28 protein-coding genes and 1 tRNA gene are annotated in these 25,297 nt (G+C 64.9%); 4 read left to right on the top strand and 25 right to left on the bottom strand.

Features of this window, described 5'->3' with window-relative positions:
• Positions 1-41: 41 nt before the first annotated feature.
• The 4 genes from C5689_RS10675 to C5689_RS10660 all read right to left on the bottom strand — a co-directional run bounded on the left by C5689_RS10675 (position 42) and on the right by C5689_RS10660 (position 2,421).
• On the bottom strand, positions 42-455 hold the full coding sequence (locus C5689_RS10675) for a hypothetical protein (protein ID WP_108917262.1): 414 nt from the start codon (positions 453-455) through the stop codon (positions 42-44).
• A 124-nt stretch (positions 456-579) separates the two neighbouring features.
• Positions 580-1,041: an SRPBCC family protein gene (locus tag C5689_RS10670; RefSeq protein ID WP_108917261.1), complete on the bottom strand. Its 462-nt coding sequence runs from the start codon at positions 1,039-1,041 to the stop codon at positions 580-582.
• Between the two features lie 60 nt (positions 1,042-1,101).
• Positions 1,102-1,440, bottom strand: a complete 339-nt coding sequence (locus C5689_RS10665) for a Rieske 2Fe-2S domain-containing protein (protein ID WP_108917260.1) — start codon at positions 1,438-1,440, stop codon at positions 1,102-1,104.
• A gap of 120 nt (positions 1,441-1,560) precedes the next feature.
• Positions 1,561-2,421: a bifunctional 5,10-methylenetetrahydrofolate dehydrogenase/5,10-methenyltetrahydrofolate cyclohydrolase gene (locus tag C5689_RS10660; protein WP_108917259.1), complete on the bottom strand. Its 861-nt coding sequence runs from the start codon at positions 2,419-2,421 to the stop codon at positions 1,561-1,563.
• A gap of 112 nt (positions 2,422-2,533) precedes the next feature.
• Here C5689_RS10660 and C5689_RS18225 point away from each other — a divergent pair, with 112 nt between their 5' ends.
• Positions 2,534-3,097, top strand: a complete 564-nt coding sequence (locus C5689_RS18225; RefSeq protein WP_146188373.1) for a hypothetical protein — start codon at positions 2,534-2,536, stop codon at positions 3,095-3,097.
• A 131-nt stretch (positions 3,098-3,228) separates the two neighbouring features.
• Here the strand turns inward: C5689_RS18225 and C5689_RS10650 are convergent, their stop codons facing one another.
• The 6 genes from C5689_RS10650 to C5689_RS10625 form a co-directional block, all read right to left on the bottom strand.
• Positions 3,229-4,014 carry a sulfite exporter TauE/SafE family protein gene (locus C5689_RS10650; RefSeq protein ID WP_108917257.1) on the bottom strand — a complete coding sequence of 262 codons (786 nt, stop codon included), beginning with the start codon at positions 4,012-4,014 and terminating at the stop codon, positions 3,229-3,231.
• A 96-nt stretch (positions 4,015-4,110) separates the two neighbouring features.
• Positions 4,111-5,802 (bottom strand): bifunctional protein tyrosine phosphatase family protein/NAD(P)/FAD-dependent oxidoreductase, encoded by a 1,692-nt coding sequence (locus C5689_RS10645; RefSeq protein ID WP_108917256.1) that lies wholly within the window; start codon positions 5,800-5,802, stop codon positions 4,111-4,113.
• A 78-nt stretch (positions 5,803-5,880) separates the two neighbouring features.
• Positions 5,881-6,084 (bottom strand): YgaP family membrane protein, encoded by a 204-nt coding sequence (locus C5689_RS10640; protein WP_108917255.1) that lies wholly within the window; start codon positions 6,082-6,084, stop codon positions 5,881-5,883.
• Positions 6,085-6,116: 32 nt separating this feature from the next.
• Positions 6,117-6,539: a DUF6691 family protein gene (locus C5689_RS10635; RefSeq protein WP_108917254.1), complete on the bottom strand. Its 423-nt coding sequence runs from the start codon at positions 6,537-6,539 to the stop codon at positions 6,117-6,119.
• Positions 6,533-6,964, bottom strand: coding sequence for a YeeE/YedE family protein (locus tag C5689_RS10630; RefSeq protein ID WP_108917253.1), 432 nt, complete (start codon positions 6,962-6,964; stop codon positions 6,533-6,535). Before C5689_RS10630 ends, C5689_RS10635 begins: the two co-directional genes overlap by 7 nt.
• The gene (locus C5689_RS10625) at positions 6,964-7,884 is read right to left on the bottom strand and encodes an MBL fold metallo-hydrolase (protein ID WP_108917252.1); all 921 of its coding nucleotides are present in this window, start codon (positions 7,882-7,884) and stop codon (positions 6,964-6,966) included. The genes C5689_RS10630 and C5689_RS10625 overlap by 1 nt, the downstream gene beginning before the upstream one ends.
• Positions 7,885-7,974: 90 nt before the next feature.
• On the opposite strand from C5689_RS10625, the gene C5689_RS10620 reads away from it, so the two are divergent.
• Genes C5689_RS10620 through C5689_RS10610 form a run of 3 tightly spaced genes read left to right on the top strand, consistent with a single transcriptional unit; the run spans position 7,975 to position 11,162 of the window.
• The gene (locus C5689_RS10620; RefSeq protein ID WP_108917251.1) at positions 7,975-8,634 is read left to right on the top strand and encodes a peroxiredoxin; all 660 of its coding nucleotides are present in this window, start codon (positions 7,975-7,977) and stop codon (positions 8,632-8,634) included.
• Complete coding sequence (locus C5689_RS10615; protein ID WP_425293399.1) at positions 8,631-9,044, top strand: ArsR/SmtB family transcription factor; 414 nt, start codon at positions 8,631-8,633, stop codon at positions 9,042-9,044. Before C5689_RS10620 ends, C5689_RS10615 begins: the two co-directional genes overlap by 4 nt.
• Positions 9,045-9,104: 60 nt before the next feature.
• Positions 9,105-11,162: a YgiQ family radical SAM protein gene (locus C5689_RS10610; RefSeq protein ID WP_108917250.1), complete on the top strand. Its 2,058-nt coding sequence runs from the start codon at positions 9,105-9,107 to the stop codon at positions 11,160-11,162.
• A gap of 83 nt (positions 11,163-11,245) precedes the next feature.
• On the opposite strand, the gene ssb is transcribed toward C5689_RS10610, so the two are convergent.
• The 15 genes from ssb to nuoG all read right to left on the bottom strand — a co-directional run bounded on the left by ssb (position 11,246) and on the right by nuoG (position 25,297).
• Positions 11,246-11,770: a single-stranded DNA-binding protein gene (gene ssb / locus C5689_RS10605; protein WP_108917249.1), complete on the bottom strand. Its 525-nt coding sequence runs from the start codon at positions 11,768-11,770 to the stop codon at positions 11,246-11,248.
• Between the two features lie 180 nt (positions 11,771-11,950).
• A complete protein-coding gene (locus tag C5689_RS10600; RefSeq protein ID WP_108917248.1) occupies positions 11,951-12,136 on the bottom strand; it encodes a hypothetical protein in 186 nt (61 codons plus the stop codon).
• Between the two features lie 183 nt (positions 12,137-12,319).
• Positions 12,320-12,395, bottom strand: a tRNA-Lys gene (locus tag C5689_RS10595).
• Between the two features lie 115 nt (positions 12,396-12,510).
• Positions 12,511-12,744 (bottom strand): DUF1467 family protein, encoded by a 234-nt coding sequence (locus C5689_RS10590; RefSeq protein WP_108917247.1) that lies wholly within the window; start codon positions 12,742-12,744, stop codon positions 12,511-12,513.
• A gap of 47 nt (positions 12,745-12,791) precedes the next feature.
• The gene (gene mce / locus C5689_RS10585) at positions 12,792-13,196 is read right to left on the bottom strand and encodes a methylmalonyl-CoA epimerase (RefSeq protein ID WP_108917246.1); all 405 of its coding nucleotides are present in this window, start codon (positions 13,194-13,196) and stop codon (positions 12,792-12,794) included.
• A gap of 40 nt (positions 13,197-13,236) precedes the next feature.
• Positions 13,237-14,907, bottom strand: coding sequence for a ribonuclease J (locus C5689_RS10580; protein ID WP_108917245.1), 1,671 nt, complete (start codon positions 14,905-14,907; stop codon positions 13,237-13,239).
• Complete coding sequence (locus C5689_RS10575; protein ID WP_108917244.1) at positions 14,904-15,707, bottom strand: biotin--[acetyl-CoA-carboxylase] ligase; 804 nt, start codon at positions 15,705-15,707, stop codon at positions 14,904-14,906. The genes C5689_RS10580 and C5689_RS10575 overlap by 4 nt, the downstream gene beginning before the upstream one ends.
• Before the next feature lie 5 nt (positions 15,708-15,712).
• Positions 15,713-17,146 (bottom strand): NADH-quinone oxidoreductase subunit NuoN, encoded by a 1,434-nt coding sequence (gene nuoN, locus C5689_RS10570; RefSeq protein WP_108917295.1) that lies wholly within the window; start codon positions 17,144-17,146, stop codon positions 15,713-15,715.
• 13 nt (positions 17,147-17,159) lie between these two features.
• Positions 17,160-18,671, bottom strand: a complete 1,512-nt coding sequence (locus C5689_RS10565; RefSeq protein WP_108917243.1) for an NADH-quinone oxidoreductase subunit M — start codon at positions 18,669-18,671, stop codon at positions 17,160-17,162.
• Positions 18,671-20,722, bottom strand: a complete 2,052-nt coding sequence (gene nuoL / locus C5689_RS10560) for an NADH-quinone oxidoreductase subunit L (RefSeq protein WP_108917242.1) — start codon at positions 20,720-20,722, stop codon at positions 18,671-18,673. The genes C5689_RS10565 and nuoL overlap by 1 nt, the downstream gene beginning before the upstream one ends.
• Before the next feature lie 6 nt (positions 20,723-20,728).
• Positions 20,729-21,037, bottom strand: a complete 309-nt coding sequence (nuoK, locus tag C5689_RS10555; RefSeq protein ID WP_018265958.1) for an NADH-quinone oxidoreductase subunit NuoK — start codon at positions 21,035-21,037, stop codon at positions 20,729-20,731.
• A gap of 13 nt (positions 21,038-21,050) precedes the next feature.
• Positions 21,051-21,653, bottom strand: coding sequence for an NADH-quinone oxidoreductase subunit J (locus C5689_RS10550; protein ID WP_108917241.1), 603 nt, complete (start codon positions 21,651-21,653; stop codon positions 21,051-21,053).
• 49 nt (positions 21,654-21,702) lie between these two features.
• Positions 21,703-22,191 carry an NADH-quinone oxidoreductase subunit NuoI gene (nuoI, locus tag C5689_RS10545; RefSeq protein ID WP_024879553.1) on the bottom strand — a complete coding sequence of 163 codons (489 nt, stop codon included), beginning with the start codon at positions 22,189-22,191 and terminating at the stop codon, positions 21,703-21,705.
• Between the two features lie 12 nt (positions 22,192-22,203).
• Complete coding sequence (nuoH, locus tag C5689_RS10540; RefSeq protein WP_018265961.1) at positions 22,204-23,223, bottom strand: NADH-quinone oxidoreductase subunit NuoH; 1,020 nt, start codon at positions 23,221-23,223, stop codon at positions 22,204-22,206.
• 10 nt (positions 23,224-23,233) lie between these two features.
• Complete coding sequence (gene nuoG, locus C5689_RS10535) at positions 23,234-25,297, bottom strand: NADH-quinone oxidoreductase subunit NuoG (protein ID WP_108917240.1); 2,064 nt, start codon at positions 25,295-25,297, stop codon at positions 23,234-23,236.

Raw genomic sequence — 25,297 nt, 5'->3', positions numbered from 1 at the left:
TCTGACGGCGACCGGCTCGACGCCGGCCAAAGCGAGCGGCCTCAGCCGTTCGGCCAGAGAAATTTCGAGAAGCCCGGAATCGTATCGGTGATCGTCTGCAGCTCGGCGCGGCCGACTGCCTGCTCGGCGAGCACGAACACCGCTTTGGCGAGCTTTTGCAGCTGCGCGGCGGAAAGCCCCATGCTGGTCAGCCGCGAGGTCAGCTCGATCACGTCTTTTTGATTTTTCCCGACCAGAGTCCCGAGGCCGCCGAGCGCCAATCCGAGCAGGCCGCGACGCGGGGCGGCGAGCGCCTCCGCCACGGCCTCGCGGCCGCCGGGCACGCGCGCGATCAGCTCGCCGCCGATGGCGGCGTCACGCGTCTCCAGAAACGCGAAAATATGGCCGATCGCCAGACGGGCGGTCGGCGCCGATATGCCGACGTAATTGCCGACAGATGCAGCGATCTCCTCCATATGCCCCCCGTCGGTCGATCGCGCCGAGAGCGGCGCGTCGCTGATTTTACGTGCGGACGCGCCTTTACGCCACCCACCGGGAGCCCGGCCCGAGGTCGGACCCCGTGTGTCTGGGCTCGTTGCGTCAGGGCTCGTGCTCGAGGAGGTCGGGAATGCGCTTGGCGAGGCTGCGCATCACGCTGTCCGCGCCCTTGAGCATGATGTCATAGAGCGCGTCGGAGGTCGGATCGGTAGAGATCCCCTCCTGGACGAAGTGGAAATGCGTGCCGCCATTCGGCAGGGCGGAGATCGTCCAGGTGACGGTCACATCCATATAGTGACCGAAGCCCTTGAGCTCCTCATGGCCGCCCTTCCAGCGGAAGCCGAGCTTCTCGCCGGGGACGACCTCGAGCACCTTGCATTGGAATTCTCCGTCCCAACGCTCGATCGGGCGACTCCAAATGGTGAAGGAATGTCCGACCTCGGGCCGGATGTCATTGGGGAAAAACCAGACGGCGAGCCATTCCGAATCCGTCATGGCGCGCCAGACTGCGTCGACCGGATGCTCGAAATCTTTCTCGGTCGTGATGCTTCGCGTCTCGGGCACGGCTGTCGCTCCTGTTTCAGAATTAGAAGCAACAACCCTGCCAAAGCGCCCGGCGACGGCTCACGCCGGGGCGCGCGCCGCCTTCGCCGGGCCGAGATCGACCTGAATCTCGTCGCCCTCGATCTTCAGCTCGTAAGGATGCAGGGCGTTGCGCACGAGATGCGTCACGCATTTGCCATTGACGCCGTCGAAGCCCCAATTGTGATAATTGCAGAGCACGGTCTTGCCGTCGAAACTGGCTTCATTGAGCGGCATGTCGGCATGTGGACAGCGGCCGCGAAAAGCCTTCAGCTCGCCGCCGGCCGGCCAGACCAGCAGGACGCTCTTGCGGCCGGCCTGAAACAGGCCCATGGCCCCTTCGCTCACGGCGCTGGTGTTGCAGATAAAGGTGAACGCCATCGGGATCGCCCTCGTTTCAAGAAGCTTCCCGCCACGACACGCAAGTTGCGGACCAGAGCCGATCCGGCCGGCGCCGCCCGCTCTCGCGAGCGCGCGCCTTCCAGCCCCGGAGCTTATCGGTCACAGTCGATGCGCCGCCTCGGCGTGCGCGATCAGCGCCAAGAGATTTTCGAGAATGAGGACGGAGGTCAGCGGGCCGACGCCGCCGGGAACCGCCGTGAGGCGAATGTCGAAACCCTCGAGCGCAGCACCGTCCACATCGCCGGCGAGCTTGCCGTCGATGAAGCCGACGCCGGCGTCGACGACGAGCTGGCCTTCGGAGAAATAGTCGCGCCCGAAGAAATGCGGACGGCCGGTCGCGACGAAGACGATGTCCGCCGCGCGCGAGAATTTCGGAATGTCCTGCGTCGCCGAATGGCAGACCGTGACGGTGGCGCCGGCGTTGACCAGCATATTGGCGAGCGGCTTGCCGACTGTGCGGCCGCGGCCGATGACGACGACAGTTTTGCCCGCGAGCGGCTCCTGCGTCTCCGCCAGCGCGATGCAGGCGCGCGGCGTCGCCGGCGCGATGAAGCGCTGATGCGGTCCGTTCTGCAGCAGCGCGCCGAGATTGCCGACCGAGAGGCCGTCGACGTCCTTATGCGCCGGGACGAGATTGGTCACGTCGATCTCGTCGACCTCGGGCTTGGACGACATGACGACAATGACGCCGTGAATATCGGGCCGCGCGCAGAGCGCACGCATATGCATCGCGATTTCTCCGTAAGAGCCGGCATGGGAGAGATCGACGCCCTCGAAATCGGCGCCGACTTCCTCGGCGTGCTTGCGCTTGACGGCGACATAGCTCAGAGCCGCCGGATCGGCCGAGCAGACGACGGCCGCGAGCTTGGGGACGACGCCGCGCGCCCTCAGCGCGCCGATCGCTTCGACGAGCGCCGCCTTGCGCGCGGCGACGATTTCTCTGCTGTAGATTTTCTGCATCGGTGAACGCCTTTCGCCGCCCTCGGCCCCCGTCGGACAAATCCCGACAAGCGCAGTCTAGCGGCCGCCTCTCGCGCCGTCGTCGCCATCGCGCGGCGAGCGCCGCATCATAATGCCGCAAGCGCCCGAACGCGCCGAATGCGACGCGCCCGATGCGATCGTTTCCCCGATCTCCTCCGATCGAAGGATTTGGAGGCACGGCGCTTGCGATACCGTACGAACGATCGTCGACGCGTCCCATTTTGGAAGCGGCGGGATCACGCGTTCTTGTAAAAAAATGCGTAATTCCAATGCATTGAGAGTCTCGCGTTGTGGAGCTCTCGACCGCGCCAAAACGATACAGATGACATCGACGATGACCAAAAAAAACGAGCCCTCGATCAATTTCGGGCGAGATCCGACGCGCGCGCGCCGGCGTCAACTCCCTCCCCTTTCCGACGAGCAAGCGCAAAAGTCGTCGCTCGGCGAGCCGCTCGCGGACAAGCTGCGGCACGTTCGCGCGATCCTTCGCGCTGTCGAAGAATCGCGGGAGCACACTCTCTCGACGAAGCGTCTCTTCGAACCCACGGCAATCGATTGTCTCAAGCAGCTGGTCGAAGCGCTCGACAAAAACGAAGGCGTCGAAGCCGCCCTCGTCGATGCGCGCACGATTTTGAAGACGGCGGGAATGGGCTGAGCGGGATCTGCGCCGAGCAGGCGCGACCGCCCGGCGAAGGTCGCGCTGCGGCCGCGCCTTCCAGAGAATGCCTGTGATGGAACGACGAGTCGGCGGCGTGAGAGGCGCGGCCGAAATCGTCTTCTCGCGCCTCATCTCGCGATGAGCTGCGAGTTGAACAGCGTGTAGGCGGCGACGGCGAAGACGACGATCGAGAAGGCGACGGTGAGCTGCCCCGTCTTCTTCGAGAGGCGTCGCGCCATAGCCGCGCCCATCAGCGTTCCCATCGCGCCGCTGGCGATGATGACGATCGCGAGCAGCCAGTCTATGAGGCCGGAGACCGCGTAAGTCGCCGCCGTCGTCAGGCCGAAGACGGTGACGGCGACGAGCGACGTGCCGACGGCGTTGATCATCGGCATTCCGGTCGAGCCGACGAGGCCCGGCACGACGAGCACGCCGCCGCCTATGCCGAAAAAGCCCGAGAACAATCCCGTGACGAGTCCGAAGGAGGCGACGCGCGGCGCGCGCTCCACCGTGCATTCGACAGCGGCGTCGCCCGCGGCGCCGCGCCTGCGCAGCATCATCACGCCGGTCATGATCATCGCCAGAGCAAAGAGAAACAGCAGTCGCTGTCCGTCGAAGCTCTTGCCGATCGTCGAGCCGACGACGGCCCCCAGCATTCCGGCCGCAGCGTATATGCCGCCGCAGCGCCATTTCACCGAGCCCGAGCGCGCATGATTCCACAGGCTGAAGGCCGCATTGACGGCGACCGCGAATGCGCTGGTGCCGATCGCCACATGCGGATCCTTCACGCCGACCACATAGACCAGCAGCGGCACGGCGAGCACCGAGCCGCCGCCGCCGATGAGGCCGAGCGTGAAGCCGATGGCGGCGCCGCAGCCGGCGCCGATCACATATTGAATGAGCTCGAGTTGCACATCGCCCTCGTCATGTCGCGAATTTCCACCTTCTCCCCGCGAGCGGGGAGAAGGATGCGGCGCAGATTGCGCGAAGCGATCTGTCGGACGCCCTCGTCATTCGGCGGGCTGCTCGCCCTTCTCGATCATATGCGGAGCGCAGAGCCATTCCTGGCCCTTGAGCATCACGCTCCAATAGATCGGCGGCAGCAGCCGCTCCTTCAGGAACCACGCCGCGCGCGACGGCCGCGTGCCGTCGATCAGCCATTTGGGGAAGCTCGGCAGCAGCTTGCCGCCATAGCCGAACTCGGCGAGCACGATCTTGCCGCGCTCCACTGTGAGCGGACAGGAGCCATAGCCGTCATATCCGACATGCGGCGCCTTGCCGTCGAGAACCGAGAGCACATTGATGGCGACGACCGGCGCCTGCTTGCGCGCGGCGGCCGCCGTCTTGGCGTTGGTCGTCGCTATGGCGTCGCCGAGCGCGAAGACATTGCCGTAGCGCGTATGGCGCAGCGACTCGGGATCGACGGCGATGAAGCCGCTCTCTGCGGCCAGCGGACTTTTGGCGACGAAATCAGGCGCGCGCTGCGGCGGCACGGCGTGCATCATCGCAAAATCGCGCTCGACGCGAATGATCGCGCCATTGGCGTCCTTCTCCTCGAAGGTCGCGATCTTGCCCGGACCGTCGACGGCGACGAGCTTGGATTCGAGGCGCAGATCGATGCCGTAACGCTTCACATATTCCATCAGCGCCGGCACATAGGCCGGCACGCCGAACAGCACGGGGCCGGCGTTGTGGAACTCGACCTCTATGTTGGAGAGCGCGCCAGCGCGCCGCCATGCGTCGCAGGAGAGATACATCGCCTTTTGCGGCGCGCCCGCGCATTTGATCGGAATCGGTGGCTGCGTGAACAGCGCGCGTCCGCCGCGCAGAGTCTGCGCGAGGTAATGCGTGTAGGGCGCGAGATCGGCGCGATAATTAGAGGTGACGCCATTCTTGCCGAGCGTTTCGACGAGACCGGGAATGGCCTCCCAATCGAGCTTTATGCCAGGCGAGACGACGAGCGCGCGATAGCGCAGGCGCGAGCCGTCGTCGAGCACGACCTCATCGGAATCGGGCGCGAATTCGGCAACGGATTTCTTGATCCAGATGGCCTTGTCGGGAATGACCGAGGCCATCGAACGCTTCGTCACTTCCGGCTTGAACACGCCGGCGCCGACGAGGGTGAATCCGGGCTGATAATAATGAACATCGGCCGGCTCGACGATGGCGACGGAGAGCGAGGGCCGACGCTTCAAAAGGCTCGCCGTCGCGGCGACGCCGCCGCTGCCGCCGCCGACGATCACCACATCATAGGAGCCAGGACCGCGGTCGCCGGCCGGCGCGCCGCCACGCGCGATAATGCGCGTCTTCCACGGCTCGAGATCGACGCCGGCCTCTTTCGCCGCGGAAAGAACCGTCTCGGCGCCGAGCGGCATGGCCCGCGACAGCGCCCATAATGCGCTCGCGCGCCTGCCGCTCTTGCAATAGCCGAGCGCGGGACCGCCCGCAGTCGCGAGCGCGCCGGCGAAATCGGCGACGGAAGCGTCGTCTATGTTCGAGGGCGTCACCGGAACATGCCTCGCCGAAAGACCATGCTTCGCCGCCCATTCGGCGACGTCGTGGAAATTGGGCTGGCCCTGCTCCTCATCGTCGGGACGACAATCGACGACGAGACGAAACCCGTCGCGCGCGGCGCGCTCGACATCGGCTTCGGAGATCTGCGGCGAAACGGAGAAAGCGGACGATAATTTCGTAAAGCTCATGACGGTGCGTTCCTCTTTTTTTGTTCGCTTTTTTGGGTGTGTGTCGGGGAGAAGCTGCGACCAGCGGAGCGCGTCGGTTCAGACGCGCTTGCAGGTCGAGATTCCGAAGAGACGATAGGCGGGGCAGAAGGAGACGATGCTGGTCGCCAAGGCGATGATCGCCACAACGCCGAGCGCGATGGCGAGGCCGCCGGAGAGCGCGCCGAGCCAATAGGCCAATGCAATGGCGGCGACGATGACGAGACGGAAAATGCGGTCTAATGTTCCGACATTCCTGGTCATGACTCGGGCCTTTCGTTCGAGCGCTCGGGCTTTCACATTTTCTGCGCGGTGAGGCGCTGCAGAACCATTCCGAGCGCCATGGCCGCGACGAAGGGCGCGACAGCGAGCGGCGCGAGGGCGAGATCGGCGAGCGCAGGACCGGGACAAAGGCCGGCGACGCCCCATCCGAGACCGAAGATCGCCGCGCCCGAAACGAGGCGCACGTCGATCGGCGAGGTCGGCGGCAGATCGAAGCTCTCGGCGGCGAGCGGGCGCTCCAGCCGGCGCATGACGCGCCAAGCGATCGCCATTGGCGCGAGCGCGCCGATCATGACGAAAGCGAGCGTCGGATCGAAAGCGCCGAAGACATCGAGAAAGCCGCGCACGCGCGCCGGATCGGCCATGCCGGAAACGGCGAGGCCGAGGCCGAAGATCGCGCCGCTGAGAAGGCCGAGGAGAGTGGAGCTTTTCACCATGCGAGCCCCGCCGCATTCATCGCCGCCACCGTCGCCGCCGCGACGCTCATGAACACTCCCGTCGCGACGAGCGAGCGTTTGGAGAGGCGCGACAGGCCGCAGACGCCATGGCCGCTGGTGCAGCCGGAGCCGAGCCGCGCGCCATAGCCGACGAGCAGCCCGCCGATCAGCAACATCGCCAGCGGCGGAAAGCGCATCTCGATCGGCCCCGTGAGAAGAACGAGCGCCCCCGCGCCGAGCGGCAGGCCGACGACGAAGCCCGCGGCCAGACCATCCGGCCCGCAGGCCTTGGTGAGGCCGATCGTGCGGGCGAAGAGACCGCTAACGCCGGCGATGCGCCCGGCTGCGAGCAGCATGATCGACGCGCTCGCGCCGATCATCAGCCCGCCGGCGAGACCCTGCGTCATCGAGGAGAGAAGCGTCATCAGAACACGTCCAAGGGGAGCTTGAGATAGCGCGCGCCATTGTCCTCCGGCGGCGGCAGACGACCGCCGCGCACATTCACCTGCACGGAGGGCAGGATCAGATGCGGCAGGTCCAAGGTCGCGTCGCGATGCGTGCGCATCTCGACGAATTCGTCCTCGCCGATTCCATCATGCACATGGACATTGCCCTTGCGCTCGGCGCCGACCGTCGTCTCCCATGCGTATGTGTCGCGGTTCGGCGCCTTATAGTCGTGGCAGAGGAACAGCCGCGTCTCGTCCGGCAGCGCCATCAGCCGACGGATCGAGCGATAGAGCGCGCGGGCGTCGCCGCCCGGAAAATCGGCGCGCGCCGTGCCATAGTCGGGCATGAAAAGCGTGTCGCCGACAAAGGCCGCATCGCCGATCACATAGGCGACATCGGCCGGCGTATGACCGGGCACATGCAGCGTGATCGCAGGAATCTCGCCGATCGCGAAACTCTCGCCATCGTCGAACAGATGATCGAATTGCGAGCCGTCGCGGGCGAACTCCGTCCCGAAGTTGAAGACCTTGCCGAATACGTTCTGAACCGTAGTGATCTCGCGGCCGATCGCGAGCTTGCCGCCGAGCTTGGTCTGGAGATAAGGCGCCGCCGAGAGATGATCGGCATGGGCGTGGGTTTCCAGCAGCCAGTCGATCATCAGACTTTCACGATTCACGTAAGCGATGATCTCATCTGCGCCCTTGGTCGAGGTGCGGCCGGACGCCGCATCGAAATTCAGCACGCTGTCGACGATCGCCGCATGGCGGGTCGCTGGATCGTAGACGACGTGAGACGCTGTGAAGGTCGGCTCGTCGAAGAAGGTCTCGACCTGGACCGACGGCCGTTTCGCGGCGGCGAGGATCTGTTCCCCGGCCCGCTCGAGCGCTGCATCCATCATGGCAACCTCCCCTTTAATTTCATGATTACATTATTTATGTAATTATATAGTCTGCTTGTGTCAAGCGAGGAATGGAGGCATTTGAAAGCCATGGAAAAAGAACCGATTCCGGCTCCGACGACGGCCGCGCGGGCGCTGCGCGTCGGCGATCTCGCGCCGGTTTTTCAGGCGCGCTCCACCGGCGGCGACATTCGTCTCGATCAGTTCCGCGGCCGCTGGCTGATCTTCTTCTCGCATCCGGCGGATTTCACGCCGGTCTGCACCAGCGAATTCGTGGCGCTGGCGCGCGCCGCGCCGCGATTCGAGGAGGTGGGCTGCGCGCTGCTGGGGCTCTCGGTCGACAGCCTCTATTCGCATCTCGCCTGGGTGCGGGCGATCCGCGACCTTTTCGGCGTCGCCGTCCCCTTCCCCATCGTCGAGGACCCGACCATGACCATTGGTCGCGCCTATGGAATGTTGGACGAGACCGCCCGAGATTCCTCGGCGATGCGCGCGACCTATTACATCGACCCGGAAGGAATCGTGCGGGCGCTCACTTGGTATCCGCTGACGGTCGGGCGTTCGGTGGAGGAGATGCTGCGCCTCGTCACGGCGCTGAAGAAGGCCGCCTCCGGCGAGGTGATGACGCCGGAGGGCTGGACGCCCGGCGGCGATCTTCTGCTGCCGCCGACCAGCGCCGCGCAAGAGGCGCTCGCGCCCGGCGCGACCGACAGCTGGTTCTATCGGACTTGCAAAGATTCAGGCAAATGACCACACTCCAAATGACTGCACTCTACCAATCGCGCGAGCGCGCCAATGAGGCCGCCGAAAGGCTGAAGATTTTCGCGCAGCCGCAGCGGCTGATGATCCTGTCCTATCTCCTCGCCGGCGAGCACACGGTCGGCGAGATCGAAGCCGCGACGGCGATTCAGCAGCCGGCTCTGAGCCAGCAGCTCGCCGAGCTGCGCCGCGCCGAGCTGGTGGAGACGCGCCGCGCCGCCAAGCAGGTCTTCTACCGCCTAGCCGATGCGAAGGTGACGCTCTGCGTCAAATGCGTCGAGGCGATCTTCGAAGGCGCCGCCGATCCGCAAGGCGCCCTCGCCGAGGCGCTGCGCGCGCCGCAGGTCGAGCGCGAGCCGCCGGGCAAGGCCGGCGCCGCGGCCTTCGCGAAGATCGTGTAGCGAGGGCCGGGGTGTCAGACTCCTCGCATCCGGCCCGCCTTCCATGATATTCACGAGACCATGACGAAAGCCGCCGAAAATCGAGGCGCGGCCAAGCCGCTGTTCTCCTATCGCAAACATTGGGCGCATCGCTTCGGCGTCGCGCCTTTTCTGCCCATGTCGCGCGCCGAAATGGAGACGCTCGGCTGGGACAGCTGCGACATCGTCCTCGTCACGGGCGACGCCTATATCGACCATCCGAGCTTCGGCATGGCCATCATCGGCCGCCTGCTCGAGGCGCAGGGCTTTCGCGTCGGCATCATCGCCCAGCCGGATTGGCGCGACGCTTCCGCCTTCCGCGCGCTCGGCAAGCCCAATCTCTTCTTCGGCGTCACCAGCGGCAACATGGATTCGATGGTGAACCGCTACACCTCCGACCGGCGGCTGCGGCACAATGATTCCTACACGCCCGGCGGCGAAGGCGGCAAAAGGCCGGATCGCGCCGTCATCGTCTACGCCCAGCGCTGCCGCGAGGCTTTTCCCGATGCGCCAATATTGCTCGGCGGCATAGAGGCCTCGCTGCGGCGCATCGCCCATTACGACTATTGGTCCGACAAGGTCCGCCGCTCCATCCTCTTCGACGCCAAGGCCGATTTGCTGCTTTATGGCAATGCCGAGCGCGCACTGGTCGAGGTTGCGCATCGCATCGCCAAGCGTGGCATGGCGCAGGATTTCTCCGATATCCGCGGCGTCGCCTTCACGCGCGACGCCACGTCCGAAGGCTGGCTCGAGGCCTCGGCCGAGGACATTGACGAGCCCGACGAAGGCCGCATCCGCAAGGATGCGCAGAGCGAGACTGTCGTCATTCGCCTGCCCGCTTTCGAGCAGGTCGCCAATGACCCCGAATCCTACGCCCGCGCCTCGCGCGTGCTGCATCGAGAGAGCAATCCGGGCAATGCGCGGCCGCTGACGCAGCGTCATGGAACGCGCGATATTTGGCTCACCGCGCCGCCCATTCCGCTGACCATGGCGGAGATGGACGGCGTCTATGATCTGCCCTTTGCGCGCGCGCCGCATCCCTCCTACACGCAGCCTATCCCTGCATGGGAGATGATCCGTCATTCGGTGACGATCATGCGCGGCTGCTTCGGCGGCTGCTCCTTCTGCTCCATCACCGAGCATGAGGGACGCATCATCCAATCGCGCTCGGAAGGATCGATCCTCAAAGAGATCGAGACGATCCGCGACCAGACCGAAGGTTTCACCGGCATCATCTCCGACATTGGCGGGCCGACGGCGAATATGTATCGCCTCGCCTGCAAGGATCGCGAGACCGAGGCGCTGTGCCGGCGGCCCTCCTGCGTCTATCCGGATATTTGCAAGAATCTCGAGACGAGCCACGACGCGCTGATCCAGCTCTATCGCAAGGCGCGCGCGCTTCCCGGCGTCAAGAAAGTGATGGTAGCCTCGGGCGTGCGCTATGATCTCGCGGTGAAGAGCCCGGCCTATGTGCGCGAACTGGTCGAGCATCATGTCGGCGGCTATCTCAAAATCGCGCCCGAACATACGGAGAGCGGCCCGCTCTCCAAGATGATGAAGCCGGGCATTGGCTCCTACGACCGCTTCAAGCGTCTGTTCGACGCGGCGGCGCAGGCGGCCAAGAAGCAATATTTCCTCATCCCCTATTTCATCGCCGCGCATCCGGGCACCAGCGACGAAGACATGATGAATTTGGCGCTATGGCTGAAGAAGAACGGCTATCGCGCCGATCAGGTGCAGACCTATCTGCCGTCGCCCATGGCGCTGTCGACGGCCATGTATCATTCGGGCTTCAATCCGCTGAAGCCGGTGCGCCGCGGCGCGTCGGAGAAGGTCGACGCCGTGAAGGGCCTGCGCCAGCGCCGCCTGCACAAGGCCTTTCTGCGCTATCACGATCCCGAGAATTGGCCGGTGCTGCGCGAGGCGCTGAAAGCCATGGGCCGCGCCGATCTCATCGGCCCCGGCAAGCATCATCTCGTGCCGGGCTGGCAACCGGTGGGAACAGGCAAGGCCGGCGAAGGCCGCCGCATAGGCCAGAAGAGCGCGCGGCCGCAGTCGCGGGAATTCCGGACGAATGGGCTGCGCTCGCGGAGCTCATAGAGATTTCGAGCGCCCCCTCCCCTGCTTCGCGGGAGAGGGAGCAGATCCGCCCTTCATCGAGGGCTCGCGATCTCCCTCCGGACTCAGAACGGAATATCGTCGTCAAGCTGATCCGACAGACGCCCACCGCCGCCGGCCGGCGCCGGAGAGCGCTCGGCGGGCACGCGCTCCATCGGCGAGGAGCGGCCGAAGCTGGAGCCGCCGCCGCTCGACTGATAGCCGCCGCCGCCACCCTCGTCCTCGCCGCGGCCGCCGCCCTTGCTGTCGAGCAGAGTCAGCTCGCCGCGGAAACGCTGCAGCACCACGTCGGTCGCGCGGCGCTGAATGCCGTCCTTGTCCTGATATTCGCGCGTTTGCAGCTGGCCCTCGAGATAGATCTTGGAGCCCTTGCGGCAATATTGCTCGGCGATCTTCCCCAAATTCTCGTTGAAGATAGACACATTGTGCCACTCCGTGCGGTCCTTGCGCTCGCCTGTGTTGCGGTCGCGCCAGGATTCCGTCGTCGCCACGGAGAAAGAGACGACGCGGTCGCCCGAGGGCAGCGTGCGCACTTCAGGGTCACGCCCGAGATTGCCGACCAATATGACCTTGTTGACGCTGCCCGCCATGACCCTCTCCGCCTTGATGATGCTCGCGGCACCTTAGTCCGAAACGCGCGAGCGCGAAGGCGTTCCGCCGCCTTGTCCACAATTCACGCGATGTTCTTTTTTTGTTCTAACACCTCCCGCCATGACGCGCAACGCCCCCCGCCTCCTGTCGTCTCCACCGCAGCGAAGAACACGCCCAGGCTAATTCGCCGTCCTCGGGCGGCTCAGCGCGTAAGCCAAAAGGCCGACGCCGATCAGCATGGCGGCGGCAATCGCCGAGGCCGGCCGCATGATCAGAGCGGAGACCATGATGCCTGTCGTCGTCGTCAGAAACACGATGGCGGCGCATAGCTCGGGAAGCTTCCCGGGCGCGAGGCCATGGCGCATTTCTTGTCGAAACCAGCCGATGACGACAGCTCCTGCCGAAAGACTCAGCGTGACGCCGGCGAATTCCAGCAGATCGCGAAGTCCTGCGCTCCAAATGACGATGAGGCCGAGCGCCGTCTGCGCCAGCGAACCGAGAGTCGGGGCGACGCCCCAGCGGGGCGGATCTCTATGTCTTTGCTATTGTGGTGAGCGCGATGGGACTCGAACCCATGACCCTCTGATTAAAAGTCAGATGCTCTACCGACTGAGCTACGCGCTCGCTGGAATTTCGCTTCGAGCCGCGGGGCGCGCCCGCGCGGTTCGTCGTCACCCCGCGGCTCGACCCCTACCTGTTGGCGAGGGGCCGGTCAACCCCGGCTCGAGCGGATCGCTCTTCAGGCCATCCATTTCACATAGAGCACGAAGAGCCAGAACAAGATCGCCGAGACGATCGTCGTCACGACAGCCTTGATCCACAGCTTGGGAGCCACGGGCGCGCCCGGATCCCCTCCCGTCGGCGTGTCGTCCTCCTCTTCCGAGGAGCGGATGCCGAAAGGAAGGATCGCGAACAGCACGATCCACCATATCGTGAGGTAGATCGCTACGGCGAGCGGCGTCGTAAATGGCAAAATCCGCGCTCCTCGACCTCGCGCCGGGCCTTTCGGCCCTCGCTCGTTCAGGCCTGCTCGAGCTCGACCAAGGCCCCGTTGAAATCCTTCGGATGCAGGAAGAGCACCGGCTTGCCATGGGCGCCGATCTTCGGCTCGCCATCGCCCAGCACGCGCGCGCCGGAGGCTTTCAGCTGGTCGCGCGCCTTCAGAATATCATCCACCTCATAGCAGAGATGATGAATGCCGCCGGCCGGATTTTTGGCGACGAAGCCGGCGATCGGCGACGCTTCGCCGAGCGGCTGCAGCAGCTCGATCTTGGTGTTGGGCAGCTCGACGAAGACGACCGTGACGCCGTGCTCGGGAAGAGACTCCGGCTCGGAGACCTTTGCGCCGAGCGTATTTTTATATGTCGCCGTCGCCGCCGCGAGGTCCGAGACGGCGATGGCCACATGATTCAAGCGTCCGATCATGACGTTTCCCTGAAATTTCTCCAGGGACCTAAATGCGTCATCACGCCTCGATGATCAATACATGCACTTGCGGTTTCTTGCCCCACACCGCATTGACGCTGGCCCGCACGGCGCGCTCGACCGCCGTCGCGGCGGCGTCGAAATCCCGCCGTTTCTGCCGTGGCAGATTGTCGAAGGTGCGGAAGATGGCGTCGTCCACCACCTCGCCCATGTCCGCGCCGTCGCGCCCCTTCTTCGGTAGGCCGGAGATCAGAACATCCGGATCGCCGACGAGATCGCCGCGCTTGTCGATGGCGAGCGCCAGCGACACCACGCCGGAGAAGCTCAGACGCGCGCGCTCGCGCACGGCGCCGTCATCCTCCGAGACGAGCACGTCGCCGTCCTTCAGCAGGCGCCCCGTCGGCGCCTTGGCGACCACGCCGGGCTCCCCCGGAAACAGACGCACAATGTCGCCATTGCGGGCGCCGATGGTGCGCTCCACCCCGCGCGCCTTGGCGAAAGCAGCATGGACGGAGAGATGATGCCCCTCGCCATGCGCCGGCACCGATATGCGCGGCCGCACCCAATCATAGAGCTGCGCGACCTCGCCGCGACGCGGATGGCCGGAGCAATGGACGAGATGGTCGTGATCGGTGATGACCTCGACGCCCTGGTCGCAGAGCTTGTTGACGACGCGATGCACCTCGCGCGTGTTGCCCGGTATGGCGCGCGAGGAGAAGATGACCGTATCGCCGGAGACGAGCTTGATGACCGGATGCTCCTTCTCGGCGACGCGCGCCATGGCCGCACGCGGCTCGCCCTGACTGCCCGTCGCCAGCACGACGATTTTGTCGCGCGGCAGGGCCGTGAACATGTCGAGCGAGAGAAACGGCGGCAGTCCGTCGAGAAAGCCGCATTCGCGCGAGACCTGAATGACGCGCTCCATGGCGCGGCCGGCGACGACGACGCTGCGCCCGGCCGCCTGCGCCGCCTCCGCCACGGCGCGGATGCGCGCGACATTGGAGGCGAAGGTCGTCACCAGCACGCGCTCCTTGGCGTCGCCGATGAGCTTGCGCAGCGTCTGCGCCACATCGCTCTCGGAGAAGCTGTCGCCCTCGCGCAGAATATTGGTCGAATCGCAGATGAGCGCGTCGACGCCTTCATCGCCGAGCGCCCGGAAACGCGCCGCGTCGATGCGGTGGCCGACGCCCGGCTCCGGGTCGATCTTCCAGTCGCCGGTGTGAATGGCGAGCCCGACCGGCGTGCGGATCGCCAGCGCATTGGCTTCCGGAATGGAATGCGCCACGGCGACGAATTCGACATCGAAAGGACCAATGTCGAGGCGCTGGCCCGTCGCCACAGTGACGACCTCTATATTAGGCGAGCCCGCCTCCTGCAGACGCCGCGCCTCCAAAAGGCTCGCGGCGAAACGAGTAGCATAGACCGTGCAGCCGAGTTTGGGCCAGAGGAAGGAGAGCGCCCCGATGTGGTCCTCATGGGCGTGGGTGATTACCAGCCCGACCAGATCGCGGCGGATCTTTTCCACGAAAGTGACGTCCGGCATCAAGAGATCGACGCCCGGCAGTTCCGGCCCCGGAAAGGCGAGGCCGCAATCGACCATCAGCCATTTGCGGGTCTTCGGCGGGCCGAACCCGTAGAGAGCGGCGTTCATGCCGATCTCGCCGAGACCGCCCAAAGGCGCAAAGACGAATTCGCTCACTTCCTCATTCATCGGCCACGCTCCGGCTCGGGCCGGGCCGCCGCGAGGGCCGGCAAGAAGATGTCTCCCGCTTCTATGGCGCGACGGCCGCTGCGGGTCGAAATAATCAGGCGCCCGTCGGCGTCTATGGTCTCGAAAAGGCCCGACACCGTCTCGCGTGGAAGACGCGCCTCGATCTCCCCGCCCAATCCCGCCGCATGGCCGAGCCAGCGCTCGCGAAGCGCCGCGAAGCCGGAGCCGCCCGCCCAGAGGGCCAGCGTCTCCTCCATTTTGTCGGAGAGCAAAGCAAACAGCGCGCCGGCCGAAGGACCGCCCAATCGCGACAAATCGCTCGCCGGATAGGGCAGATCGGCGGGCGAGGCGACGCAATTGACCCCTATGCCGATGACGCAGCCGAAGGGCGCGCCCTGCCCCGCTGGCTGAACGCCCTCGAGAAGAACGCCCGCCAGCTTCTCGCCGTCCAGCAGCACATCATTCGGCCATTTCAACGCGAGCCGATCGACCGCGCCGGTCGCCTCGATCAATGCGCCGATCGTCGCGAGGCCAGCCGCAAAGCCGAGCTGCGGCGCGAGCGCCGCCGGCCCAAAGCCGGAGACGAGCAGGCTCGCATGGAGATTTCCGGTCAGTGAGCTCCAGCTGCGGCCGAGGCGGCCGCGCCCCTTGGTCTGGCGCGCGGCGACGATCCACAAGGGACCGGCGTCGCCCGCCTCGCCGCGACGCTTGGCTTCGTCGTTGGTCGAGTCGATTTCGCTGTAAATCTCGAGACGAACTCCGCGCGAGAGCGCGCGGTCGCCGAGCCTCGCGCCCTCCATCGGGCTCAGAACAGCGACTTGGCGGCGGCCGTCGCGGCCTCGACCACGGGAGCCGGATAGAGCCAGAAGCCGAGCAGGAACACGGTCGACACCGCCAGCACGGCGCGCAGCGACAGAGGCGATTGATCGAAAGCCGGCGCCGGCTCGTCGAAATAGATCACCTTGACGACACGCAAATAATAGAAGGCGGAGATCGCGCTCGCCAGCACGCCGATGATGGCGAGCGGATAGAGCCCGGCGTCCACCGCCGCCAGCAGCACGTAATATTTCGCGAAGAAGCCGGCGAGCGGCGGCACGCCCGCGAGCGAGAACATCAGCATGGCGAGGAAGAAGGCCGCCGTGCCATTATTGCGGGAGAGGCCCGAGAGATCGCTGATCTTCTCGACCGGACGACCCTCGACGCGCATCTGCAGAATGGCGGCGAAGGCGCCGAGCGTCATCACCAGATAGATGGCGAGATAGATCGCGACGCCGCGCACGCCCGCCTCATTGCCGGCGGCGAGGCCGACTAGAGCGAAGCCCATATGGCCGATCGAGGAATAGGCCATCAGGCGCTTGATGCTGGTCTGGCCGATCGCCGCAAAGGAGCCGAGCAGCATGGAGGCGATGGCGAGGAAGATCACGATCTGCTGCCACTGCCCGACAATGCCCGGAAAGGCCGTGAAGACGATGCGCGTGGTGATCGCCACGGCGGCCATCTTCGGCGCCGAGGCGAAAAAGGCGGTGACCGGCGTCGGCGCGCCCTCATAGACGTCCGGCGTCCACATATGGAAAGGCGCTGCCGACATTTTGAAGGCGAGGCCGGCCAGCACGAAAACGAGGCCGAAAATCACGCCGAGCGGCGGCGCGCCAGTGATCGCCTTGGCGATGCCGTCGAAGGAGATCGTCCCCGAGAAGCCGTAGAGCAGCGAGGCGCCATAGAGCAGCATTCCCGAGGAAAGCGCGCCGAGCACGAAATATTTGAGGCCGGCTTCCGAGGCGCGGGCGTCGTCGCGATCGAAGGCGGCGGCGACATAGAGCGCGAGCGACATCAGCTCTATGCCGAGATAGAGCGCGATGAGATTATCCGCCGAGACGAGCAGCAGCATGCCGATCGTCGACAGCACAACCAGCACCGGAAACTCGAAATTGCCGAGCTTGGCGCGCTGCAGATAGTCCCGCGACATCAGTACGGTGACGAGCGAGCCGACCAGCGTCAGCACTTTGACGAAGCGCGCGAAAGCGTCGTCGACGAAGGCGCCCTCGAAGAGCGAGGCTTCCGACGTCTGGCCGAAGAACAGCGCCAGAATGGCGAGGCCGAGCAGCCCCGCCGCGAGTTCGTTGACGAGGCCGAAGGCGCGCGTCCCGCGCCAGGCGCCGATGAGAATCAGCGCCAATACGCCGAGGGCGAGGATGGTTTCCGGCAGGAAGTGATGCGCAAGGGCGGTTGAGAACGACATCGTCAGCGACCGATCATTGAGCGGCCTGGGCGACGACATGCGCCGCATTGGCCAGGGCCGTGTGAGATTGCAGAAGATTGGCGACGGAAGCCGCGGACGCCTCGAGGATCGGCCCCGGCCGCACGCCGTAATAGAGGGTGAGCGCGATCAGCGGCACGAAGAGGACGAGCTCTCGCGCCGAGAGGTCGCTGATCGTCTGCAGCGACGGCTTCTCGAGCGCGCCGAAGACCACGCGGCGATAGAGATAGAGCGCGTAAGCCGCCGACAGGACGACGCCCGAAGTCGCGAACAGCGCCACCCAGCTATTGGCGACGAAGGCCCCGGCGAGCGTCAGAAACTCGCCGACGAAGCCGGAGGTACCCGGCAGGCCGACATTCGCCATGGTGAAGATCATGAAGGTGACGGCGTAGAGCGGCATGCGATTGACGAGGCCGCCATAGGCCGCGATCTCGCGCGTGTGCATGCGGTCGTAGATCACGCCGACGCAGAGGAAGAGCGCGCCGGAGACGAAGCCATGCGAGATCATCAGGAACATAGCGCCCTGCACGCCCTGCGTCGTCAGGGTGAACAGGCCCATTGTGACGAAGCCCATATGCGCGATCGACGAATAGGCGATGAGCTTCTTTATGTCCTCCTGCACCAACGCGACCAGTGAGGTGTAGATGACGGCGATTACCGACAGCGCATAGACGAGCGGCGCGAAATAGGCCGACGCGTCTGGGAACATGGGCAGAGAGAAGCGGATGAAGCCATAGCCGCCCATTTTCAGAAGAATGGCGGCGAGGATCACCGAGCCCGCGGTCGGCGCCTCGACGTGGGCGTCCGGCAGCCAAGTGTGGACCGGCCACATGGGCATCTTAACCGCGAAGGAGGCGAAGAAGGCGAGCCACAGCCAGATCTGCATCGACGGCGGGAATTTCGTCTCGAGCAGAATGGCGATGTCCGTCGTGCCCGTTTTGCCATAGATCGCCAGAATGGCGATGAGCATCAGCAGCGAGCCGGCGAGCGTATAGAGGAAGAATTTGAAGCTCGCATAGACGCGCCGCTTGCCGCCCCAAATGCCGATGATGAGGAACATCGGAATGAGGCCGCCCTCGAAGAAGAGATAGAAGAGCACGAGATCGAGCGCGCAGAACACGCCGATCATCAGCGTCTCGAGGACGAGGAAGGCGACGAGATATTCCTTCAAGCGAAACTTCACCGACTCCCAAGAGGCGAGAATGGCGAAGGGCGTCAGGAAGGTCGTCAGCAGCACGAAGGGAATGGAGAAGCCGTCCACGCCCATTTTATAGGTGAGGCCGGCGCCGAACCAGGCCCTCTCCTCGACGAGCTGGAAAGCCGCGCTCGCCGTGTCGAAACGCCCCCAGACGACGAGCGAAAGCAGGAAGACGACGATCGTCGTCAGCAGCGCCGCCCATTTGGCGTTGCGAAGCGTCGCCTCGCTCTCGCCCTTCAGCGTGAGGATGAAGGCCGCGCCGACCAGCGGCAGAAAAGTGAGGCCGGTGAGAATGCCGAAGCCGAACATCAGCGCAGACCTCCTGCGACGAACCAGGTGACGACCGCCGCGACGCCGATCAGCATGGCGAAGGCGTAGTGATAGACATAGCCGGTCTGCAGCTTCACCGCGAGGCGAGCGCCGTCGACGACGCGCGCTGCAATGCCGTCGGGGCCGAGCCCGTCGATGATGCGGCCGTCGCCGCCCTTCCACAGCAGCCGACCGAGCGCGAAGGCGGGACGCACGAAGATCGCGTCATAGAGCTCGTCGAAATACCATTTGTTGAGCAGGAAACGGTAGAGCCGCGGAAAGGCGTGCGCGATCTTCTGCGCCGTGCCCGGCGCCAGCTGATAGACGAAGAAAGCGCCGAGGAAGCCGAGGATCATCATCACCGTCGCGGCATAGGACACCCAATGCGGGATCTCATGCATGGCGTGGAGAATGTGATTGTCGTGGCCGGTATAGAGCGCGCCCTTCCAGAACTCGTCATAGCCATGGCCGGCGAAATCGCCCATGAACACGGCGCCCGCCGCCACCGCTCCCACCGCCAGAACAGCGAGCGGGATCAGCATGACGATCGGCGACTCGTGCGGCGCATGATGGCCGTGGCCATGATCGTCATGGGCATGATCGTCATGACCATGGGCGTGAGCGTCCGCATGCGTGTGATCGTCATGGCCATGCGCGGCACGAGCGTCCGCATGAGACTCCTTCGCCTTGCCGAAGAAGGTCATGAAGACGAGACGCCAGGAATAGAAGGAGGTGAGGCCCGCCGCGACCACCGTGGAGATGAAGGCGAGATAAGCGACGCTGCGATGCTCGCCGGCGGCGAAGGCCGCCTCGATGATGGCGTCCTTGGAGAAGAAGCCGGCGAAGCCGAGCTCCGTCCCCGGAATGCCGACGCCGGTCAGCGCCAGAGTGCCGATCGTCATCATGGCGAAGGTGAAGGGAATCTTGTTCCACAGGCCGCCCATGTTCCGCATGTCCTGCTCGTGATGCATCGCATGGATGACCGAGCCGGCGCCCAGGAACAGCAGCGCCTTGAAGAAGGCGTGGGTGAAGAGATGGAACACGCCGAGCGAATAGGCGCCGACGCCTTCCGCCACGAACATATAGCCGAGCTGCGAGCAGGTCGAATAGGCGATGACGCGCTTTATGTCGTTCTGCACGAGGCCGATCGTCGCTGCGAAAAAGGCGGTGATCGCGCCGATCAGCGTGACGAAAGCCAGCGTGTCCGGCGCATATTCGAAGATCGGCGACAGGCGCGCGACCATGAACACGCCGGCGGTCACCATTGTCGCGGCATGGATGAGGGCGGAGACCGGCGTCGGGCCTTCCATCGCGTCCGGCAGCCAGGTGTGCAGCAGGAATTGCGCGGATTTGCCCATCGCGCCGATGAACAGCAGGAAGGTCGCGAGCGTCAACGCGTCGAAATCGGCGCCGAACACATGGATCTTATGGCCCGCGATGCCCGGAACGGCGGCGAACACCTGCTCGAAGCTCAAGGATTGCGTGAGCTGGAAGACGAGGAAAATGCCGAGCGCGAAGCCGAAGTCGCCGACGCGGTTGACGACGAAGGCCTTGATGGCCGCGGCATTGGCCGACGGCTTCTGATACCAGAAGCCGATGAGAAGGTAGGAGGCGAGACCGACGCCCTCCCAGCCGAAGAACATCTGCACGAGATTATCGGCCGTCACCAGCGAGAGCATGGCGAAGGTGAAGAGCGACAGATAGGCGAAGAAGCGCGGACGACTCGGATCCTCGTGCATATAGCCGATCGAATAGAAATGCACGAGCGCCGAGACGGTGTTCACGACGACGAGCATCACGGCGGTCAGCGAGTCGACGCGCAAGGCCCAATCGACGCTGAGCTTGCCCGAGGTGAACCAATTGGCGAGCACTGGCGCGCTGGCGTGGCCGTGGCCGAGCGCCACATCGAAGAACACGATCCAGGAGAAGCCGGCCGCGATGAACAGCAGCGTCGTCGTCACGAGCTCGGACGCGCGCGCGCCGATGCGCCGCCCGAACAGGCCCGCGATGAGAAAGCCGATGAGCGGCAGAAAGACGATTGCTTGGATCATCGGCGCTCAGCCCTTCAGAGAGTTGATGTCCTCGACCGCGATCGTGCCGCGGTTGCGGAAATAGGTGACGAGAATGGCGAGGCCGATGGCCGCCTCCGCCGCCGCCACCGTGAGGATGAACAGAGCGAAGACCTGGCCGGTCAGATCGCCGAGCGAGGCCGAGAAGGCCACGAGGTTGATGTTCACCGCCAGCAGGATCAGCTCCACCGACATCAAGATGATGATGATGTTCTTGCGGTTGAGGATGATGCCGGCGACGCCGAGCGTGAACACGATCGCCGAGACGACGAGATAATGGGTGAGGTCGACGACCATTGCTGCGATCCCCTCAGACGCCTGCCCGTGAGGGCACTTTCTTGATCTCGATGACATTGTCGCGCGTGCGCGCGTTCTGCTCCTCGATCTTCTGCCGCTTGACGCCGGGACGATGATGCAGCGTCAGCACGATCGCGCCGATCATGGCGGTGAGCAGCACCAACGCCGAAGCCTGGAAGAAGAGGAAATATTTGGTGTAGAGCACCTGACCGAGCGCCGCCGTGTTCGACACGCCGGCGACGATCGGAGCCGCGGCGGCCTCTTTCGCGCCGGGCGCGCTCTGCCAGCCGAGCGCGACGAGGCCGAGCTCGCCGAGCACCACGGCTCCGACGGCCGCGCCGACCGGCAAATGCTTGCTGAAGCCCTGGCGCAGCTCGGCGAAATCGACGTCCAGCATCATCACCACGAAGAGGAACAACACAGCGACCGCGCCGACATAGACGACGACGAGGATCATGGCGAGGAATTCGGCCCCGGCGAGCAGGAAAAGCCCCGCGCCATTGACGAAGGCGAGGATGAGATAGAGCACCGAATGAACCGGATTGCGCGAGACGATCACCGCGAAAGCCGATGCGATCAGCACCGCCGAGAAAAGATAGAAGAATGCCACAGCCACTTTGTCGTCCTCTCTCGAGCGTCTCGTTGCGTCCGGCTCTCGTGCGTTCTCAGCGATAAGGGGCGTCGAGCGCGATGTTGCGCGCGATCTCGCGCTCCCAGCGGGCGCCATTCTCGAGCAGGCGCTCCTTATTGTAGTAGAGCTCCTCGCGCGTCTCGACGGCGAACTCCTGGTTCGGTCCCTCGACGATGGCGTCCACCGGGCAGGCCTCCTGGCAGAAGCCGCAATAGATGCATTTCACCATGTCGATGTCGTAGCGCGTCGTGCGGCGAGTGCCGTCATTGCGGCGCGGACCGGCCTCGATGGTGATGGCCTGCGCGGGGCAGATCGCCTCGCAGAGCTTGCAGGCGATGCAGCGCTCCTCGCCATTGGGGTAGCGGCGCAGCGCATGCTCGCCGCGAAAGCGCGGCGAGATCGGGTTCTTCTCATGCGGATAGTTGAGCGTCGCCTTCGGCTTGAAGAAGTAGCGCATCGACAGGAAGAAGGCGGCGATGAACTCAGTGAGGAAGAGCGACTTGGCCGCTTGATCGAGCTTCATGACGTCACTCCCTTAGTTCGCGCCCGCCGAGCCGGCGAATTGGAGAATGCCGGCGACGACGATGACCATGACGAGCGAGATGGGCAGGAACACCTTCCAGCCGAGCCGCATGAGCTGGTCGTAGCGATAGCGCGGCACGAAGGCCTTCACCATGGCGAAGAAGAAGAAGAAGAATGTGACCTTGAGGACGAACCAGATCACGCCCGGGATTAGAGTGAAGGGCGCGATATTCACCGGCGGCAGCCAGCCGCCGAAGAAGAGGATCGTCAGCAAGGCGCACATGGTCAGGATCGCCACATATTCGCCGAGCATGAACAGCATGTAGGGCGTCGCCGAATATTCGATCATGAAGCCCGCGACCAGCTCCGACTCGGCTTCCACCAAGTCGAAGGGCGGGCGGTTCGTCTCGGCCAGCGCCGAGATGAAGAAGATGATGAACATCGGCAGCAGGCGCAGCCAATACCAGCCGAGAATGCCGTATTGCGAATCCTGCGCGCGCACGATCTCGGTGAGATTGAGCGAGCCGGCGCAGAGCAGAACGGTGATGATGACGAAGCCGATCGAGACTTCGTAGGACACCATTTGCGCGGCCGAGCGCAGCGCCGACAGGAAGGGATATTTGGAGTTCGACGCCCAGCCGCCCATGATGATGCCATAGACGCCGAGCGAGGAGATGGCGAAAATATAGAGAATGCCGACATTGAGATCGGCGACCGCCCAGCCGTCATTGACGGGGATGACCGCCCAGGCGGCGACGGCGAGCATGGCCGTGACGAAAGGCGCGAGCAGGAACACGCCCTTATTGGCCGTGTCCGGGATCACCGGCTCCTTCAACACGAATTTGAGCATGTCGGCGAAGCTCTGGAGCAAGCCCCAGGGTCCGACGACATTGGGCCCGCGGCGCAGCTGCACGGCGGCCCAGACCTTGCGGTCGATGTAGATCGCATAGGCGAGATAGACCAGCAGAACGACCGTCAGAACGACGCTCTTCACGATGATCAGGAGAAGGTTCAGCAGCCAGCCGTCGATCACGTCCTTGCTCCTATTCCGCCGCTTGCTTCAGTCGATCCAGCGCCAGCGCCGAACATTCCGCCATTGTGGCCGAGGCGCGCGCGATCGGATTGGTGAGATAGAAATCCGTGATCGCAGGCGCGAAATCGTCCTTCCACGCGGTCGCCGGCTGCAGCGCCACCGCTTCGAGATCGGCCGCCGAGGCGGAGCCGATCTGATCGAGCCGCAGGAGATGCGGATGCGCCTCGCCGAGCTTGGCGCGCAGCTGCTTTTGCGAGTCGAAGGGCAGCGGCGCGCCGAGAGCGCCGGAGAGCGCGCGCAGAATCGCCCAATCCTCGCGGGCGTCGCCCGGCGGGAAGGTCGCGCGCAGCGCCTCCTGCACACGGCCTTCCGTGTTCACATAGAGGCCAAACTTCTCCGTATAGGCCGCGCCCGGGAGAATGACGTCGGCGCGATGCGCGCCCTTGTCGCCATGCGTGCCGATATAGACGACGAAAGCGCCCGGCTCGATCGCGATTTCATCGGCGCCGAGATTGAAGACGAGATCGAGCACGCCGGCCTTCGCTATGTCCGCCGCGTCGAGGCCGCCCTGCCCCGGCGTGAAGCCGAGATCGAGCGCGCCGACGCGCGCAGCCGCGGTGTGCAGAACGCTGAAGCCGTTCCAGCCCTCAGACAGACCGCCGTGTTTCCTGGCGGCCTGAGCGGCGAGCGCCAGAATGGCGCGGCCGTCGGGACGCGTCAGCGCGCCCTGACCGATCAGCACGATGCGCTTGGCGGAGGCCGTCGGCGCGCTTTCGATGAAGCGCGCCAGAGCGTCCGGGCCGGCGCCGAGATAATCGTAGTCGTAAGTCAGATCCGCCTGCTCGCCGATCGCCGAGATGAGGAAATCGCCCTTCAGCCAGCGCTTGCGGATGCGCGCGTTGAGCACGGGCGCTTCCTTACGCGGATTGGAGCCGACGATCAGCAGCGAATCCGCCTCGTCGATTCCAGCGATGGACGCGTTGAAGAGATAGGAGGCGCGGCCGAAGCGCGGATCGAGCTTGCTCCCGTCCTGGCGCGCGTCGAGATTGGCGCTGCCGCGTCCCTCGACGAGAAGCTTCAGCGCGAAGATTTCCTCGAGCGCGGCGAGATCGCCGACGAGGGCGCCGATCTTCTCCGCTTTCGTCGCCTTGGTCTTGGCGGCCACAGTTCCGAGCGCTTCCTGCCAGCTGGCCGGACGCAGGCGTCCATTCTCGCGAATATAAGGACGGTCGAGGCGCTGCGCCTTCAGTCCGTCGACGACCTGTCGGGTCTTGTCGGAGATCCACTCCTCATTCACCGCCTCGTTGAGGCGCGGCAGAATGCGGATCACCTCACGGCCGCGCGCGTCGACGCGGATGGCGGAGCCCAGCGCATCCTGCACGTCGATCGTCTCGGTCTTTTGATACTCCCAGGGACGCGCGCGAAAATTCTGCGGCTTGGGCAGAAGCGCGCCGACGGGACAGAGATCGGTCACATTGCCCTGCAGCTCAGACGTCATCGCCGTCTGCAGATAAGTGGTGATCTCCATATCCTCGCCGCGGCCGATCGCGCCCATGTCGCTGGTGCCGGCGATCTCCGCCGTGAAGCGCACGCAGCGGGTGCAATGGATGCAGCGGGTCATCGCCGTCTTGACGAGCGGACCGATATATTTGTCCTCGACCGCGCGCTTGTTCTCGGCATAGCGCGAGCTGTCGCCGCCGAAGGCCAGCGCCTGATCCTGCAGATCACATTCGCCGCCCTGATCGCAGATCGGACAGTCGAGCGGATGATTGACGAGCAGGAACTCCATCACGCCTTCGCGCGCCTTCTTCACCATGGGGGATTTGGTGAAGACTTCCGGCGGCGCGCCGTCGGGGCCGGGACGCAGATCTTTGACCGCGATGGCGCAGGAGGCCTGCGGCTTCGGCGGGCCGCCCTTCACCTCGACGAGACACATGCGGCAATTGCCGGCGATCGACAGACGCTCGTGGAAGCAGAAGCGCGGCACCTCGGCGCCGGCCTCCTCGCAGGCCTGCAGCAGCGTATATTCGGCCGGAACGTCGACCTCGACGCCATCGACGAGAATTCTGGTCAT

The sequence above is a fragment of the Methylosinus sporium genome, assembly GCF_003113265.1.
GTDB lineage: Bacteria > Pseudomonadota > Alphaproteobacteria > Rhizobiales > Beijerinckiaceae > Methylosinus > Methylosinus sporium.
The sequence above is the reverse complement of the archived record's forward strand: the minus strand, read 5'-3'. Positions and strand labels throughout refer to the sequence as shown.